This window comes from Alitabrizicola rongguiensis, assembly GCF_021491355.1.
In the GTDB taxonomy this organism is placed as follows: domain Bacteria; phylum Pseudomonadota; class Alphaproteobacteria; order Rhodobacterales; family Rhodobacteraceae; genus Aliitabrizicola; species Aliitabrizicola rongguiensis.
In genome coordinates this window covers 410162-425383 of sequence record NZ_JAKENF010000002.1, presented here as the reverse complement: position 1 = coordinate 425383, position 15222 = coordinate 410162, and the positions used below count along the sequence as shown (strand labels likewise).

Here is a 15222-nt window from a genome sequence, read left to right as displayed (position 1 = left end):
AGGGGTTAACTGGGCGTTAAGGCTGGCCATGCTTGGCTCGCCCCAAAGGACGGCCAGCGGAGCGGGGCAATGATCGGGATGGCGGCACCGGAACGGCGATGGGCAAGCCTCCGCGCGATCTGGGCCTTGCTTCTGCGCGAGATGGCGACGGGGTATGGCCGCTCGCCGGGTGGTTATGTCTGGGCCGTGCTGGAGCCGGTGGGTGGGATTGCGCTTCTGTCGGCATTGTTTTCGCTCGGCTTCGAACAGCCGGAACTCGGGCGCAACTTTCCGATCTTTCATGCGACAGGGCTTCTTCCGTTCCTTGTCTTTGCGACGGTCTCGGGCAAGGTCGCAACCTCTCTGCTGTTTTCGCGCGCGCTGTTGGCCTATCCGGCGGTCACCTGGGCGGATGCGATCATCGCCCGCTTCCTGCTGACGCTCGCGACCCAGCTTCTGGTGGCCTATCTGATCCTTGGCGGCATTCTCTGGTCCTTCGAGACCCAGACCGTCCTTGATCCCTCGCCGATCGCTCTGTGCTTTGGCCTCGCCGCGGTGCTGGCGCTTGGGGTCGGTACGCTGAATGCCTTCCTGTTCACCCGCTTTCCGGCCTGGCAGATGGTTTGGTCGATCCTGATGCGGCCGGTCTTCCTGATGTCGGCGGTGTTCTTCACCCCCGACCGGTTGCCCGCGCAATACCGCGACATTCTGTGGTGGAACCCGCTCGCCCATCTGCCTGGCCTGCTGCGACGCGGGTTCTATCCGGGGTACCACGGCGATTACGTCTCGCCACTCTATGTCCTCGCCGTTGCCCTGATCGCCCTTGCTGCCGGGCTTCTGCTTTTGCGCTGGCAGGCGCGGGACCTGCTGAACGACTGACGAGCCGGTCATCTTTGAATCAGGTCCAGGCATGGCGCGGGGCAAGCAGGGCTTCGTCGCGGTCGACGAAGCTTTCGATCCGTCGCCGGGCGGCATCGCTGCCGAGCGCGTCGAGAAGGATGGGCCAGCGCCGGGTTTCCGGTCCAAGGTCGGCGGCGTTGTCCTTGCGGGTGTCGAAGCGCACGGTCAGGCCATAGCGTTCGGCCAGGGCCGCCTCGAGAGGTCTGAGGTCGTGGGTCGCGAAAACGCCATCCAGCGCCGCGAGCCCTTCGCGGGCACGCGCGATGGCGGTATGGGCCGTCAAGGACCGGATCGCGGCTCCGCCCCGGAACCTGCCAGTGCCGAAATAGCCGCAGTAGAAGTTGTCGTAGTGGTCCCGGATGAAGGTCTGCCAGGCGGCGTCGCCGCTGAAGAAGTAATCCTCCGCAGTCCAGTCGAGTGCTCGGCGGCGGCCGATATTCGACGGGAGCGCCAGTTGGGCCGGATCGAGCCGCAGTGAGTCGCGGCGCAGGTAAAGCCAGAATGAGGCGATGCGTTCGCGCGGGTCGCGCAGAATGGTGAAGGTGAAACGCCCCCGCGGCAGATGCCCGGCCTCGGCCATGTCCAGATGCCCTGAGTATAGCGCGTAACCCGGCGGAAACTGCCGACTGCCCTCGGCATGGCTGTGCACTCGGATCGGTGAGACATGCTGGTTCCTTAGCGCGGCGGCGAGCGCATTGTGCACCGTCTGGCCCGCCGTCTTTGGCAGGTGAAGAAAGACGATCGGGTGCTGGATCAGGTCCATCAGGCGGCCTCCCTCAGGTCGATGACGGTAGGCGCAAAGGGTTCGACCGCATCCATGCGGAAGACACCGGTGATGAAGGCCTCGGGGCGCGCCGGGTCGAGATGGGCGAGTTGCCAGGGAGCGAAGCGCCACCACCGGCAGCGGAGCATCGGGGCGATGAGAAGCGGCGGAAGGCGGAACTTGCGGATGGTCGCGGGATTGCCCGCCACCACCGCGTAAGGTGGCACGTCGCGCGCGACGACAGCGCCCGCAGCCACCACCGCGCCGTCGCCAATCGTCAGCCCGGCCCGGATCATTGCCCCGTGTCCGATCCAGACATCGTTGCCGATGGTGGTGATGCGCGCCCGGGTCGGCGTTTCGGACGGGCGGGTCTGGAAGCCTTGCCATTCGGAGGCGCCGGAAAAACCGCTGCTCAGATCGAAGGTGCGACCGTTAAGGTAAAAGACCGGGCTGGTCGAGGCCCAGGTCATCGGGTGGTCTTGCCGGCCGATCTGCACCTCTTCGCCGAAGGAACAGTAACGACCGATCCGCGCCGCGAAGCAGTAGCCCGAGACCTGGTAGGAAAACGCGCCGAGTTCGATCGAATGGCCGAAGACAGTCCATTTCAGGCTGGCCGGCGCCTCGATCACAGTATGGGCAGGCAAGGTGAGGCTCGCGCCCTGTCCGGGCCTGCGCAGGACTTCGACACCCTGGCAGATCAGGTCGGCGATCTGGATGGCGCGGGTCATGCGCTGAGCCTCTCAGTCGCGGTCCGAGAGGGGGCGAGGAGCCGCGCGATGATCCTGTCGGCGGCCTCGCAGCCCTCGGGGAGCGGCAGGATCCCGCCCGCAGCCCCCTCGGCCAGCGCCGCCGCCACGGCCTCTGCCTGGGCTCCTAGGTCGAAACACCAGACCGGCAGGCCCGTGGCCAAAGCCTCTCGCACGCTGAACGAGAAGGTTTCCGGCCAGATGGACGGGATCAGCCAGCGATCGATACCGTAGCGGCTGGCCAGAGCCGGGATCTCCTCGCGCCGGTAGGCGCCGTGAACCTGCGTCTGCGGCGACAGGACATAGGCCGGGTCGATGGTGCCGATCAGCACGAGGTCGGCCGCTCCGGTGGCGGCAAGGCGGCGGCTCAGTTCGGCGACGACAGCGGCACCTTTCTGATAGCCGATGTTGCCCAGCACGCCGATCACCGGACGGTGGCGGGCAGGCGGAATGACACGGGGCAAGGCGGCGAGAGGCCGGTGAGGAACCAGCCGTAGCGCCGCCGCGGCTTCGGGATAGGCGCCGAGCATGAGTGCGCGGCTGGTTTCGGAGAACACCGTCACCGCGTCGGCCTCGGCGATCAGTCGGCCCCAGGCGCTCCGCCAATCGGCCAGCGTGGTCACCCTGCGGTCGCGTCCGACGTGGCGATGCGCGCGGTCGGCGCTCTCCGGGACGGGCAGGCCGCGGAACCGTCCATCGCCACCGAGCAGCGTGTAGGATGGGCTGAGCGGCAGGTAGTCGTGCACGAGCACCTCGATCCGGTCATCGACCGCGCGCTTCAGCGACAAGAGCTGGCCCGGCAGCGCGAGAGGATCCTCGACGCCGACCCCGCAGGAATAGCGGATGTCACGGCGCCGGACCGGCTCGAGCAGGCGCTGGACAAAGGCGAAGCTGTCGGTCGCCCCCAAAAGGACGCCATCGCGGCGATGGAGTTCGATCTGCCAGGCGAAGGCGCCGCCGACCCGCAGGACGATGGCTGCGCGGCCATCAGCCAATTCATCATTCAGCCTGGCCTTCAGCCAGTCCTCAGCGCCGCCACCAAGCGAATGCGCCAGATAGATCGGCATCGGCAGCACGGCCGCATCTGCCGCCAGCGCTATGGCCAGGGCCAGCCGCGGGGTGACGAGCGGATCGTTGCGCAGCGCTGCCTGGACCTCGGTGTCGAAACGGGGGTAGCGGCGGGAGATGATCGCATTGTGGGCGGCGATGAGGGCACGTTTCTCGGCACCGAAGGACGCCCCGCCGCGATGCTCGACGAAAAGGCCGGCATGCCCAAGATGCCGCCCGCCAAGCGCCCTCACGCGCTGGCACCAATCGACCTCTTCGCCGTAGCCACGACCGAAGGCCGTGTCGAAATCCGGGACCTTCCGCAGCCAGTCGATTCCGATAGCCATGCAAAATCCGACGCCAGTCGGCAGATCGGTCAGCGCCGCATCAGGATGGAAGCGGCCGGCAAGCGTATCGATCCGGTCCGCCACTCCTGGGGAGAGGTCCGACCGCTGGCAAGCGAGCGGCGCGGACAGAAGTTCGGCATCGTTCGACATCGGCGTTACGCTTGCAATGTCGGGATGGGCGAACAGCGGCCGGATCAGGCGCGAGGCCCAGCCAGACGGAAGCAGGGCGTCGGAATTGAGCAGGACGACGTGGTCGCCCCTGTCCCGGGCGCGGGCAAGGGCGAGATTGACCGAACCGATGAAGCCGAGATTCCGTTCGTTCTCGATCAGCGTCACGCGCGGCCCCTGGGCTGCGGCCCAGTCGCGAAGGAAGGGGCGCACCGCCGGATCGCTGGAGGCATCCTCGACCGCGACAAGGTGCCAGGGCAGGTCGGTATGGCGCGCGATGCGATCCAGCACCACGGGCAGAAGATGGAATGCATTGTAGACTGGCAGGATCAGGGTGACGGCGCATCTTTTCTTCTGGGGAAGGTCGAGACGCGCCAGCTCGGCTTGCCTGCGCTCCGGCGGCAGGGAGGCGAGCGCATCCTCAAGGAAAAGATGCGTCTGCAGGCCACGTGCCGGGGTGTCCCCTGCCATGCCGAGCCTTCGCTTCACCCGCGCCCGGGCCGATGGACTGCCCGTGGCCAGGGCCACGACGATGGCGGGCGATGCCAGGGTCAGATCGCGCACGAAGCGAGGCAGTAGCCGTGAGGCTGCCCATGCCTCCGTCAGGGGACCGGGCTTTGGGAGCGGCAGGAAGACCTGCCGCCCGGGCAGCGACAGACCGACCAGCACCTGGCTGCCAGCCGGCGTCAGGTCCAGGAAAAACCCCGGCTTGATGTCGGCGAGGTCCGGATGCGCGCAGAGCACATCCGTGCGCTCGAGCGTTGGCACCACATCGGCCGCCGCCATTCCAGAGCGCAGCATCACGCGATCGGCTGTGGTCCAGCCCTCGACGCGGATGCGGCCCTGGACAAGTTCGATGCGGTCGATCCGGCCAAAGGGGCGACCTGCCTCGTCTTCCAAGGCCATGCCGGGAAGGGACATGGCAAGGTGAGTGGCGCGGTAGCGCCGGAACAGGGCGGCAAGGCGGCGGATCGGCATGGCAGGTCTCGCTTGGCAATGGGGAACCGGCCTCGCGCGGTGGGGGCGCGAGTTGGGCGGGTAATGATTGGCGTTCGAGAGGATCAGCCGTCAGGTCTGGATATCATCGGCGGCTCCGGCATTCTGCAGCGGGCTGTGGTCAGGCTTTGCGCAGAGTTCGCCGGTCATGCTTAAGGTGACGTTACCGAATTCTTCTGCGGCCCGTCCCCGGGCGCTTCCGGTCGACGTCCGGATGTGCAAGGGTCACGATCGATTGGGACGGGCAGGGATCGCACGGGATGATCGCGGAGCGTATTCTGGTGACGGGCGGGGCGGGCTATATCGGCTCTCACGCCTGCAAGGCCTTGAAAAACGCCGGTTTCATTCCTGTGGCCTTCGACAATCTCTCAACCGGCTGGTCCGAGGCTGTCCGCTTTGGCCCCTTCGTCCAAGGCGATCTGATGGACAGGGCGTCCATCGACGCGGCCCTTGCCGAATGGCGCCCCGTTGCCGTGATGCATTTCGCCGCCCTGTCCCTTGTCGGCGAATCGATGCGCGATCCCGGGCGCTACTGGCGCGAGAACGTGACCGGCGCCCTGAACCTGATCGAGGCGACACTCGCAGCCGGCATCAGCCGCTTCGTCTTCTCCTCGACCTGCGCCACCTATGGCGATCAGGACGGGGTCATCCTGACCGAGGACACACCGCAGCGCCCGATCAACGCCTATGGCGCCTCGAAGCTTGCGATCGAGGAAATGCTGGAGAATTTCGCGAAGAGCCACGGACTCGACCACGTCATCTTCCGATATTTCAACGTGGCCGGCTGCGATCCCGACGCTGAAATCGGCGAACAGCATGATCCGGAGACGCATCTGATCCCGCTGATGCTGGACGCGATCGCGGGTCGACGGCCGGCGCTGACGGTGTTCGGGAGCGACTACGATACCCCCGACGGCACCTGCATTCGCGACTATGTCCATGTCTCGGATCTCGCAGAAGCCCATGTGCTGGGACTGAGGCGGTTGATGAATCAGGGCGGCAGCCGCGTCTATTGCCTTGGATCTGGCACGGGTTTTTCGGTTCGCGAGGTCATCGCCCATGCCGGTCAGATCACCAATAGCCCCGTCCCGATCATCGAGGGGGGCCGGCGCCCCGGCGATCCGACACGTCTTGTCTGCGGAAGCGAGCGCGCAAAGAGCGAACTGGGCTGGTCTCCTCGTCGCTCAACCCTTGATCAGATGATCGCCGATGCCTGGCGATGGGCCAATCGGCCCGGCTTTACCCGTTAGAAGGAGAAGACCGATGTTCCGAGCTCTTGTGGTCGAAAAGGACGATGCCGGTGCAACCCGCGCCACGATCCAGGACCTGCCCGATGACCGGCTTCCGCCGGGCGACGTCACCGTCGCGGTCGAATATTCAACGCTGAACTACAAGGACGGACTGTGCCTTGGTTCCGGTGGCGGGCTGGTGAGGCAGTGGCCGCATGTTGCGGGGATCGACTTCGCCGGCACGGTCGAGACGAGCGAGGACCCGCGCTATCGCCCTGGTGACCGGGTGGTGCTGACCGGCTGGCGCGTGGGCGAAGTCCACTGGGGAGGGTATGCGACGCGGGCACGGGTCAAGGCCGATTGGCTGGTGCCTCTGCCCGAGGGGCTGACGACACGGAACACAATGGCTGTCGGTACGGCAGGATTTACCGCGATGCTGGCCGTCATGGCGCTCGAGGAGCATGGGCTGACGCCGTCGTCGGGCGATGTGCTCGTCACCGGTGCGGCCGGCGGCGTCGGATCCGTGGCCACGGCAATTCTTGCGCGGCTCGGCTACTCCGTGGCCGCCGTGACCGGACGGCCCGAGACGGAGGCCTACTTGCGCGATCTGGGTGCGACCAGGATCGTCCCTCGCTCCGATCTGGCAGATGCGCCGAAACGGCCGCTTGAAAGCGAAACCTGGGCAGGCGCCGTCGACTCGGTCGGAGGGCCGATGCTGGCGCGGGTTCTGGCGCAGATGAAGATGGACGCGAGCGTCGCCGCCGTCGGCCTCGCCGGCGGGGCTGACCTGCATACGACTGTCATTCCGTTCATCATCCGGGGCGTCAACCTGCTCGGCATCAACTCTGTCTTCCAGCCCTTCGCCCGCCGCCGCATGGCCTGGGAGCGGATCGTCACGGACCTGCCGATGGCCAAGCTTGAAGGCATGATCCACGAGGCGACACTCTCCGACCTGCCGGACCTGGGCCGCGCTATCCTCAAGGGCGGCGTGCAGGGCAGGGTCGTGGTGGACGTGAACGCCTGACACTTGGGAGCAAAGGCTGGCAGGGCGGCTGCGACGTGACCGCATACAGGAACGGCAGGCGGACCATCAGGGCAAGAGGGGGATAAATGGTGCTGCAAGAGAGGATTGAACTCTAGCAGATCATGCAAATACCATTGATTTTGCGTAACTTTTTGGCTTGTTCTCGCTCCGTTTGTGTACCAAGCGTGTGCACCTTTTTCCAGCGCCGTCAAGATGCGTGGCTCGCTCATCAGAAAGAAGTACTCCTGCATAGCCAGTAGCGGGCCGGGGCGAACGGCACCCAGTGGTTGTCTTGTGCAACCTTTCCATGTTCCCTAGGGTGTATGGGTCAACCGTATTATTTGGAGTGAAGTTGTGTTTCGCGGAGTCAAGGATCAGTGGAAGAAGGCTGAGGCCGCAACCGTTATCGAGATCTTGCTTGAGAGACAGGTCAAGATGGGTCTACTCGATGCTAACCCCGCTTTGGTGGCCAACAAGCTGGTAGAAAAAGCCTGGGATAACCAGCGGCAGTTTTTCGACGGTCGCATAGGTAATCGGCCCCACAAGATCTCATTTGCCGCTGGTGTTATGGCCATGGCTTTGGAGCAGCTTCCCCCGACTGGGTTACTCTACGGACCAGTAATGGAATGTCTTTGCGCACTTTTGACAGACTTGGATGAACGGGGAATTGACTTCCCAGTGACGTCGATTGACGCAAAGCTCCTTGCAGCAGCACAGCAAGTGGTAATTGACCAGTTGAGCGATTTGCCACGCAGCGAACTGCACCAAGAGTTGGACGCCCTGCTGTCAACGGCTAGAGATGGCGGTGTTTGACGCTGTACCTGCCAAAGCACGGTAAACGCTCGCCCGCCCAATACCCAGTCTCTTTGCGATTTCCGATGCGCCAAGACCTTCGTCCCTAAGGCGTCGTACTTCAGGCTCTTTCGCCATCGCCGTAGGTCGCCGCCCTTTGTACTTTCCTTCCGCCTTCGCCTTCGCGATCCCTTCGCGCTGCCGCTCCAGCATGATTGACCGTTCGAACTCGGCCACCCCGCCGAGGATCGTCAACATCAGCTTCCCGGTCGGTGTGCCCGTGTCGATCCCCATCCCTAGAATACGAAGTGCAGCGCCCTTTTTGTTGATGCGGTCTAGGACTTCCATCAAGTGCGCAACGGAGCGGGCCAGGCGATCCAACTTGGTGACAACTAGCGTGTCCCCCTCACGCATGAACTCGAGTGCCTCGGTTAGCTTCACCCTTCCGACTGCATCAACGGATGATATCTGTTCCACAAAGAGCTTCTCACACCCAGCGGCGTACAGGTCACGCTCTTGCGCCTCTAGGCCAGCCTTCTGCTCAATTGTCGAAGTCCGCGCGTAGCCGATCAGCATTTCTCACTCCTTGTCTCAATGAGATCTAAGACATGGTGAAGGGGCTGTCTCAGAATGTCAATACCAACCTCAATGAGACATCAGAGTGTGGAGGCGGAGACGTCTCATTGAGGCAAGGTTCAATGAGACGTGAAGGTAGGCTTTCAGCTGCTCCAGACAACGCGCTTACCCCCGGGGAGGGGGGGATGCCGAGCAATCCGCAATTGATCTCAGGGCAAAGAAAAGTTTGCTGTGAATATTCCGCGTTAGAGGATCTACCTTGAACACAGACGGATTACTGTTGGGTGAGCCATAAAGCCCAACAGCTAGGCGGCTGCGTAGATACCGCTGGGACCAGAATGATACGCTTCAAAGACGTGGCGGTAGAGGCTGTCGCACTTACGGTTGAAAACCGCCTCGTCATAGGGATCGGGAAGACCATCGTCGAGGGTCAGCTCGATGGCCTGCCGAACCGCTCCTCGCGTCTCTTTTTTCTTCGTCCAGTCAAGGACGAGCTTCTCGCGCTTTAGGGTGTCGAGCAACGAGCGGGCAACGCCCTTCACCTTTTCCCGTTCCTTCTCCGTGAGTTCGGGTTCCGGCTTGGTCAAGATGTCGAAGATAGCCTTCTCTTCCTCGGTCAGCCCTTCCCTGATGGTCTCTTGCTCCTCTGCAGACAGGTCCTCGGCAAAGGCCATCAACGCTCGGAAGAAGGCCTCGATGTTCTGGCTGCCGTTGTTGTAACTGTCGATCAGCTTCTGGAACCGCTCGAGGAAGTCCGTCCGCGTCGGGTTCCTTGCGACCATCTGCGTGAGCTTTTCCGCCAGCAATGCCCTCAGCTTCTCTGCCTCGGTCCGCCTGCTGCCTGTGTCGAACATCGCTCGGAGCTTGTCGAAGTCCACCGCGCTGATGTCGATCACCTCCGGCTCTTCTGGGGTGGCGTAGGGGATCGGAGCGACGGACCGATCAAGGAGGTCTTCTACGTCCTGCATAATCGCTGCGATGTCCGGCTGCGGCAACAGCGCACGGATGCGTTCCGCAAGGACGGAAATCAGCACGACATCAGGTGAGAACTCGGAAGAGGCTGGATCGGGCAGGATCGCCTTGTAGACCCGCGCGACCGTCCGCGCTCGTGACAGGTAGTCACGCTTCTCGACATCGGTTCCGATCAGTTTCTCCACCGCTTCCCCAAGTAATGCGACTTTCTCCAGTCCCTGCGCCCGCCTGATCTGTCCGCTGTCGATGCTGCGCTCTTCAAGGTAGGCCAGCATGGCCGCAACGAGATGGCGGAGGTGTTCGACCAGATCGCTCTTGTCCCTGATCGGCGGGTCTCCTGCACCTGTATTCCCGCCCCCGTAGATGGCGAGAGCCTTCTGGAGGTTCCTGAACACCCCCACGTAGTCAACGATGAAGCCTGCTTCCTTGCCGGGGTAGTTGCGGTTGGCCCGTGCAATGGTCTGCATGAGCGTGTGATTCTTCATGGGCTTGTCGAGGTAGATCGTCGAGCAGGACGGCACGTCGAAACCCGTGATCCACATCGCGCAGACGAACACCAGACGGAGAGGATCGCTGGCATCCTTGAACCGCTCGTCGAGGTCTTCTTCGACCATCCGCTTTCTGTGCGGCCTGATGTCCAGCCCCTTGGCTTCTAAGTCCCTGATCTCGTTCTGGCTCTGTGACACCACCACGGCCATGTCGGTGGTCCGCATGGTTTCGATCTGCGCCTCGATCACTGGCCTCTCTTCTGGGGCTGCCAATGCCAGAGAAGCCTCGAGCGTTGCCTGATGGGCTGCCCAGTGCTTGCGGACCTTGTCATGCATCCGCACCGCCGTGGCTTTGTCGATGCACACCATCATGGCCTTGCTGCGACTGCCCCGGCCAACGAAGTGCTTCACCAGATCGGCGGCGATGGTCTCCAGTCGGTCATCTCGGGTGATCAGGTGGTATTCCCGGGCGAACTCCCGCTCGACCTTCCGCGCTTGGGCGTCGTCCAGATCAGCCTCGTCCAGCAGCTCCTCGAGGTCGTCGCTCAGGTTCTCGTTCGTCAGCTGCAGCTCGGGGATGCGGTTTTCGTAGTAGAGGGGGACGGTCGCACCATCCGCGATGGACTGGGCGAAGTTGTAGACCGAGATGTAGTCACCGAAGACATCCCGCGTCTTCTCCTCCCCGGCCATCAGCGGTGTCCCGGTAAAGCCCAGGAACGCGGCGTTGGGCAGGGCGTTCCGCATGTTCAGGGCCAGCGTGTCATACTGGGTGCGGTGTGCCTCATCAGTGATCACGATGATGTCGCGGCGGTCAGACAGCTTCGGATAGGCCGCACCATCCCGGGTGCCGAACTTCTGGATCAGCGTGAACACGTAGCGGTGGTCAGCCGACAGGAGCTGCTTTAGATGCGCCCCGCTGTCTGCATGAACCTCGGTGTGCGTAACCGCCCCAGTGGAGAGGAAGGTCTTGTAGATTTGCTCGTCCAGCTCTTGCCGATCCGTGACGATCACGAAGGTCCAGTTCCCCGGCACAGTTCGCAGTATCTTCTGGGTGAAGAAGACCATCGACAGCGACTTGCCGCTTCCTTGCGTGTGCCAGAACACGCCCAGCCGCCCCGCCTCACCCTCCGGTCTGTCCTTCGAGCGGATCACCTCCGTGATGGCACGGTTGACCCCGAGATACTGATGGTTCTTCGCCAGCATCTTGATCAGCCCCGCGTTCGCCTCCTCGAAGACCGTGAAGTTCTCGATCAGGTCGAGCAGCCGCTCCTTGGCGCACATCCCTCGGATCACGGTCTCCAGAGAGACGATGCCTGCTTCTCCCTCGTCGTTGATCCGCTTCCACTCGTTGAAGAACTGCCAGCCCGCGAAGGTGCTGCCCACCTTGGTGTCTGCACCGTTCGACAGGATGATGAAGGCGTTCGGAACGAAGAGGTGAGGGATGGTGTCGCGGTAGTCGGTCAGGTTGTCGTCATAGGCTGCCTTCACAGGGACGCTGAACTTCTTCAGTTCGACCATCAGCAGGGGCAGGCCGTTGACGAAGCCGATCAGGTCGGGTCTGCGGCGGTGCATCTCACCCTTAACCCAGAACTGCGAGGCCAGCAGGAACTCGTTCGCCTCCGGGTTCCGCCAGTCCACGATCCGCACGGTGCGGGTCTCTGCCCGTCCTCGGTCGTCCACCACCCGGACCTTCACCCCGTCCCGCATGAGCGCCCAGAGTTCGCGGTTGGCGTTCACGGGGATCATGCGGGAACGGTCGAGCGTGACCTCCTCCGCCACCTGATCAATGGCGCTCGGCGGCAAGCCGGGGTTCAGCCGTGCAATGGCAGACCGCAGCCGCGCCTCCAGCACGACTTCCCGTTCGGTCTGCCTGCCTTCCGTGGACTTCCCGCTGGCCCACTCGTTGTAGAGGTTCACCGTCTCCCAACCCATCGATGCGAAGAGCTGGATCGCGGGCTGCTCAATAGCCGCGTCCTCTCCGTATTCGTGAGCTTGGCTGGGTGGGGTCAATAGCAAGCCGCTCCGCTCTCTGCGCGGCAGTTGAACCGTTCCACCACCTCGTTGGCGCGTTCGATCTGCTCTGTCTTCTCCTGCTCGATCTCGTCGATCTGCTGTCTCAGGTTTTCAATCTCGCTTAGTTTGGCTTCCTGCTCTTCCTGCTGGCACTCGGCAAAGTCGGTTACTTCCTCGACGAAGTTCTCGACCTCCCAGCGGCAGCTCTCGAACTCGTCCTCGCTCCGAAAACTGTCATCGTCATCGAGGCAGAACGGCTCACTACCGGGTTCGGAGCAGTTAGCGACAGCAGCAGTCGGCAGAGTAAAGGCCACCACGCAGGTAAGGGCAGCAGCGGAAAGCCTCATTCTGCCGCCTCCAGCAGCTCCTCAGCACCGCTTACGTCGATCTCGCCTGAAATGAGCTTCGGCAGCAGCATGTCGCGCTGGGCGTGGAGATTGGCGTTTTTCCGTTTCAGGGTCAGGATTTGGCCGTAGCTCGGTTCCAAATGCTTCATGGCAAGGTCAAGACCGCGCTGATCAGGCAAGACAATCTGCATCTGCTTCATGTCACGGGCGCTGAGATGTGCCACGGTCGTGCCTACGATGGTTTCCTCAAGGCGCTTGATCGGGCTTGCGACAGTCTGGAACAGCAAATGGCGAGGCATCCAAGGCTTCGGTCGAAGGCAGCAAACTCGTTGGTTGAGCCAAGCATCCCCCCCCGCCCACCGTCCCAAGTAGAAAGCACCGTCCATGCCAACGAGGATGTCACCGTTCGACAACCGATGCTGAGGCTTACCTTCTTCGGTCGTGGAGGCACTTGCGCGATCCGCGATCACGTCACGTATTCGAACGACCCCAAGTCCTTGTCCGTCGGTGTTGAAGAGACCCGACTTGAAGGGATGGCCATACACAACGTCTGCCACGTCGTAGAGGCCCGTTCGCGCCCAGCCTTTCGGCAGTCTCTCTTCTTCGTCCCCGTCGAACTCCGCCTCCTCATGCCCCGGAAAGCGGAAGTGGACGAACCACTCCTCGTAGAGCCGCCGCGCCATCTCCTCGAGGATCGCGATGCGGCGCGTGTTGTTCTGGAGCAGGTCATCATAGGCCGACAGGATCGCGGCGATGCGCTGTTGAGTTGGCAAAGGGGGGACAAGGAAGTCAAAACGAAGGAGCTTGTCCAAGCTGAGATTGTCTTGCGTCGTGCCGAGAGAAGCGGCTTGCATCGCCAGTTTCAGCGTATCAAGCCGATACTTGATGAACTTCGTGTCGGCGAGATTAGGGTCGGCTACGAAACCGACAACGCTGTCAGGAAAGCAGCCGGGGATGGTCAAGATCGCACTTTCTGCGATGTTGGCTGCGATGGTTATGCATAGTGTCCCGGGCTGCCAGAGCTTGCTCTGGGCTAATCCGAGTTCGTTGTAAGTCGCCTCATGCTCACGCAGATAGAGTTCCGCCGCCTTCACGTCTCCTGTCTGGAAGAAGGGATACCTGCCCCCATAGAGGCGGGGATCATTCCTTGGACGATGTCTCGACTTCCCTCTGCCGACGAAGCCAAGTTCATCGAGCTTGAAAGCCTTCCACTCACCGTTCACTGCGCGGCCTCCAACACCAACGCCGCGTTCTCCGCGATCTGCTGCTCCAGCGCCGCCGCCTCTGCGTTCAGCTGCACCAGCTCCTCGTTCAGCGCCTCGAACCGCTCGACGAAGTCCACATCCTCGCCATCCCGCGCCGTGGCCCCGACATAGCGCCCGGGGTTCAAGCTCCAGCCCTGCGCCTCGATCTCTGCAAGCGTGGCGACCTTGCACAGCCCAGGCACGTCCGCGTAGCCCGCGTCCAGCCCATGCTGCGCCAGCAGGCCATCGCTGCCCGCCTCCGTCTCCACCTCCTCGCCCCGGTAGAGCCGCACGATGTTGGCAAGGAACTCGATCTGCTCGGGCAGGAAGTCCCGATGGGCGCGGTCGATCTGGCGGTAGATGGCGCGGGCATCGAGGAACAGCACGGTATCGGCGCGGTCGGTCCTCCGCTTGCCCTTGTCGAAGAACCACAGGGTGCAGGGCAGCGTGACCGTGTAGAAGAAGTTCGACCCGATGGAGGCGATCACATCGACCGACCCATCATCGATCATCCGCTGCCGTATCAGCTGCTCGCTCCCCCGCGCATCGGCTGCAGAGTTGGCCATGACGAAGCCCGCACGGCCCCGGTCGTTCAGGGCAGAGTGGAAGAGTTGCATCCAGAGGTAGTTGGCGTTGTCGGGCTTGGGGATGCCGTAGGGAAAGCGCCAGTCGCCCTCCAGATCGTCCTTGCGGACGCCCGAGACGTTGAAGGGAGGGTTGGCCATCACGAAGTCGAACCCGCCGCCCTCGCTGAAGACACGGGGGAAGAGTTGCCTGATGTCTGCCGCATAGGTGTTGGCCTCGCGCACGTCGCCCGACAGACCATGAACGGCGAGGTTCATCTTGTTCAGGTTGACCGTCACACGGTCCTTCTCGATCCCGTAGATGCTGATCTCGTTGGTTGCGTTCTGACCGTGCCGCTCGACGAAGGCAGCTGACTGCACGAACATGCCACCTGACCCACAAGCTGGGTCCAAGATGCGCCCGTGGAAGGGTTGGATGATCTCCACGATCAGCTTCACGATGCTCTCGGGCGTGTAGAAGACCCCGCCCTTCTGCCCCTCGCGCATGGCGAAGTTGCCGAGGAAATACTCGTAGACTTTGCCGAAGGCGTCCCCCGTCAGGTCGATGGGGGCGAGGAGGCGGAGCAGCTCCACCAGCACCGCGTTGCCGAGGTCGGTGTATGTTCGGGGAAGCGCTCCAGCCAGATCGGGGTTGTCCTCCTCGATGTTGGCCATCGCCTCGTTGATCGCCTTGCCGATGTCGTCGCTCTCGGTGAGCTGCTGGAGATGGCTGAAGCGGGCTTCCGGGCGCAGGAAGATCACGCCCTCCGCGTCATAGTCCGCCTTGCTGACCTTGCGCCTGTTGCCCGACCCGACCGGACCGATGCGCTGCTCCGCCTCCGCGAACCGCTTCTCCGCGTAGCGCAGGAAGATCAGACCGAGGACAGGTGTCGAGAACTGGGCAGGCTTCAGCCCTGTGTTGGCCCACAGTTGATCAGCTGCTGCCCATAGGCGCTTCTCAACATCCGCACTGACCACTGTACACCTCCCGAACGCTTCGCCTAACAGTTGCGAGTCATTTCTCGCAG

The 15222-nt window shown here is 63.0% G+C and carries 12 protein-coding genes; 4 read left to right on the top strand and 8 right to left on the bottom strand.

The window, feature by feature from the left end:
• The first annotated feature begins 69 nt into the window (after window positions 1–69).
• Window positions 70–858, top strand: coding sequence for an ABC transporter permease (locus L0V05_RS07925; protein ID WP_234869573.1), 789 nt, complete (start codon window positions 70–72; stop codon window positions 856–858).
• A 19-nt stretch (window positions 859–877) separates the two neighbouring features.
• Here L0V05_RS07925 and L0V05_RS07920 read toward each other — a convergent pair whose 3' ends face one another.
• Genes L0V05_RS07920 through L0V05_RS07910 form a run of 3 tightly spaced genes read right to left on the bottom strand, consistent with a single transcriptional unit; the run spans window position 878 to window position 4928 of the window.
• Window positions 878–1642, bottom strand: coding sequence for a sulfotransferase family 2 domain-containing protein (locus L0V05_RS07920; protein WP_234869572.1), 765 nt, complete (start codon window positions 1640–1642; stop codon window positions 878–880).
• Window positions 1642–2370, bottom strand: a complete 729-nt coding sequence (locus L0V05_RS07915; RefSeq protein ID WP_234869571.1) for an LbetaH domain-containing protein — start codon at window positions 2368–2370, stop codon at window positions 1642–1644. Before L0V05_RS07915 ends, L0V05_RS07920 begins: the two co-directional genes overlap by 1 nt.
• Complete coding sequence (locus L0V05_RS07910) at window positions 2367–4928, bottom strand: glycosyltransferase (protein ID WP_234869570.1); 2562 nt, start codon at window positions 4926–4928, stop codon at window positions 2367–2369. The genes L0V05_RS07915 and L0V05_RS07910 overlap by 4 nt, the downstream gene beginning before the upstream one ends.
• Window positions 4929–5209: 281 nt before the next feature.
• Between L0V05_RS07910 and galE the strand changes: the two genes are divergently transcribed.
• The 3 genes from galE (at window position 5210) to L0V05_RS07895 (ending at window position 8012) form a co-directional block, all read left to right on the top strand.
• Window positions 5210–6196: a UDP-glucose 4-epimerase GalE gene (galE, locus tag L0V05_RS07905; protein WP_234870562.1), complete on the top strand. Its 987-nt coding sequence runs from the start codon at window positions 5210–5212 to the stop codon at window positions 6194–6196.
• 13 nt (window positions 6197–6209) lie between these two features.
• Window positions 6210–7199: an MDR family oxidoreductase gene (locus L0V05_RS07900; protein ID WP_234869569.1), complete on the top strand. Its 990-nt coding sequence runs from the start codon at window positions 6210–6212 to the stop codon at window positions 7197–7199.
• A gap of 354 nt (window positions 7200–7553) precedes the next feature.
• Window positions 7554–8012 (top strand): hypothetical protein, encoded by a 459-nt coding sequence (locus L0V05_RS07895; RefSeq protein WP_234869568.1) that lies wholly within the window; start codon window positions 7554–7556, stop codon window positions 8010–8012.
• Here L0V05_RS07895 and L0V05_RS07890 read toward each other — a convergent pair.
• From L0V05_RS07890 to L0V05_RS07870, 5 genes are all read right to left on the bottom strand, one after another.
• Entirely contained in the window at window positions 7986–8567 is a 582-nt protein-coding gene (locus L0V05_RS07890) for a recombinase family protein (RefSeq protein ID WP_234869567.1), read from the bottom strand. The two genes, L0V05_RS07895 and L0V05_RS07890, sit on opposite strands and share 27 nt — an antisense overlap.
• A gap of 305 nt (window positions 8568–8872) precedes the next feature.
• Entirely contained in the window at window positions 8873–12037 is a 3165-nt protein-coding gene (locus L0V05_RS07885) for a type I restriction endonuclease subunit R (RefSeq protein ID WP_255683682.1), read from the bottom strand.
• Window positions 12034–12387 (bottom strand): hypothetical protein, encoded by a 354-nt coding sequence (locus L0V05_RS07880; RefSeq protein WP_234869565.1) that lies wholly within the window; start codon window positions 12385–12387, stop codon window positions 12034–12036. The genes L0V05_RS07885 and L0V05_RS07880 overlap by 4 nt, the downstream gene beginning before the upstream one ends.
• Window positions 12384–13610: a restriction endonuclease subunit S gene (locus L0V05_RS20640; RefSeq protein WP_234869564.1), complete on the bottom strand. Its 1227-nt coding sequence runs from the start codon at window positions 13608–13610 to the stop codon at window positions 12384–12386. The genes L0V05_RS07880 and L0V05_RS20640 overlap by 4 nt, the downstream gene beginning before the upstream one ends.
• On the bottom strand, window positions 13607–15172 hold the full coding sequence (locus L0V05_RS07870; protein WP_234869563.1) for a type I restriction-modification system subunit M: 1566 nt from the start codon (window positions 15170–15172) through the stop codon (window positions 13607–13609). Before L0V05_RS07870 ends, L0V05_RS20640 begins: the two co-directional genes overlap by 4 nt.
• Between the last annotated feature and the right edge of the window lie 50 nt (window positions 15173–15222).

Coding starts and splice junctions, on each gene's coding strand:
- L0V05_RS07915 (WP_234869571.1), bottom strand. CDS start 2,370: ATGACCCGCGCCATCCAGATCGCCGACCTGATCTGCCAGGGTGTCGAA.
- L0V05_RS07880 (WP_234869565.1), bottom strand. CDS start 12,387: ATGAGGCTTTCCGCTGCTGCCCTTACCTGCGTGGTGGCCTTTACTCTG.
- L0V05_RS07925 (WP_234869573.1), top strand. CDS start 70: ATGATCGGGATGGCGGCACCGGAACGGCGATGGGCAAGCCTCCGCGCG.
- L0V05_RS07900 (WP_234869569.1), top strand. CDS start 6,210: ATGTTCCGAGCTCTTGTGGTCGAAAAGGACGATGCCGGTGCAACCCGC.
- L0V05_RS07910 (WP_234869570.1), bottom strand. CDS start 4,928: ATGCCGATCCGCCGCCTTGCCGCCCTGTTCCGGCGCTACCGCGCCACT.
- L0V05_RS07920 (WP_234869572.1), bottom strand. CDS start 1,642: ATGGACCTGATCCAGCACCCGATCGTCTTTCTTCACCTGCCAAAGACG.
- L0V05_RS07890 (WP_234869567.1), bottom strand. CDS start 8,567: ATGCTGATCGGCTACGCGCGGACTTCGACAATTGAGCAGAAGGCTGGC.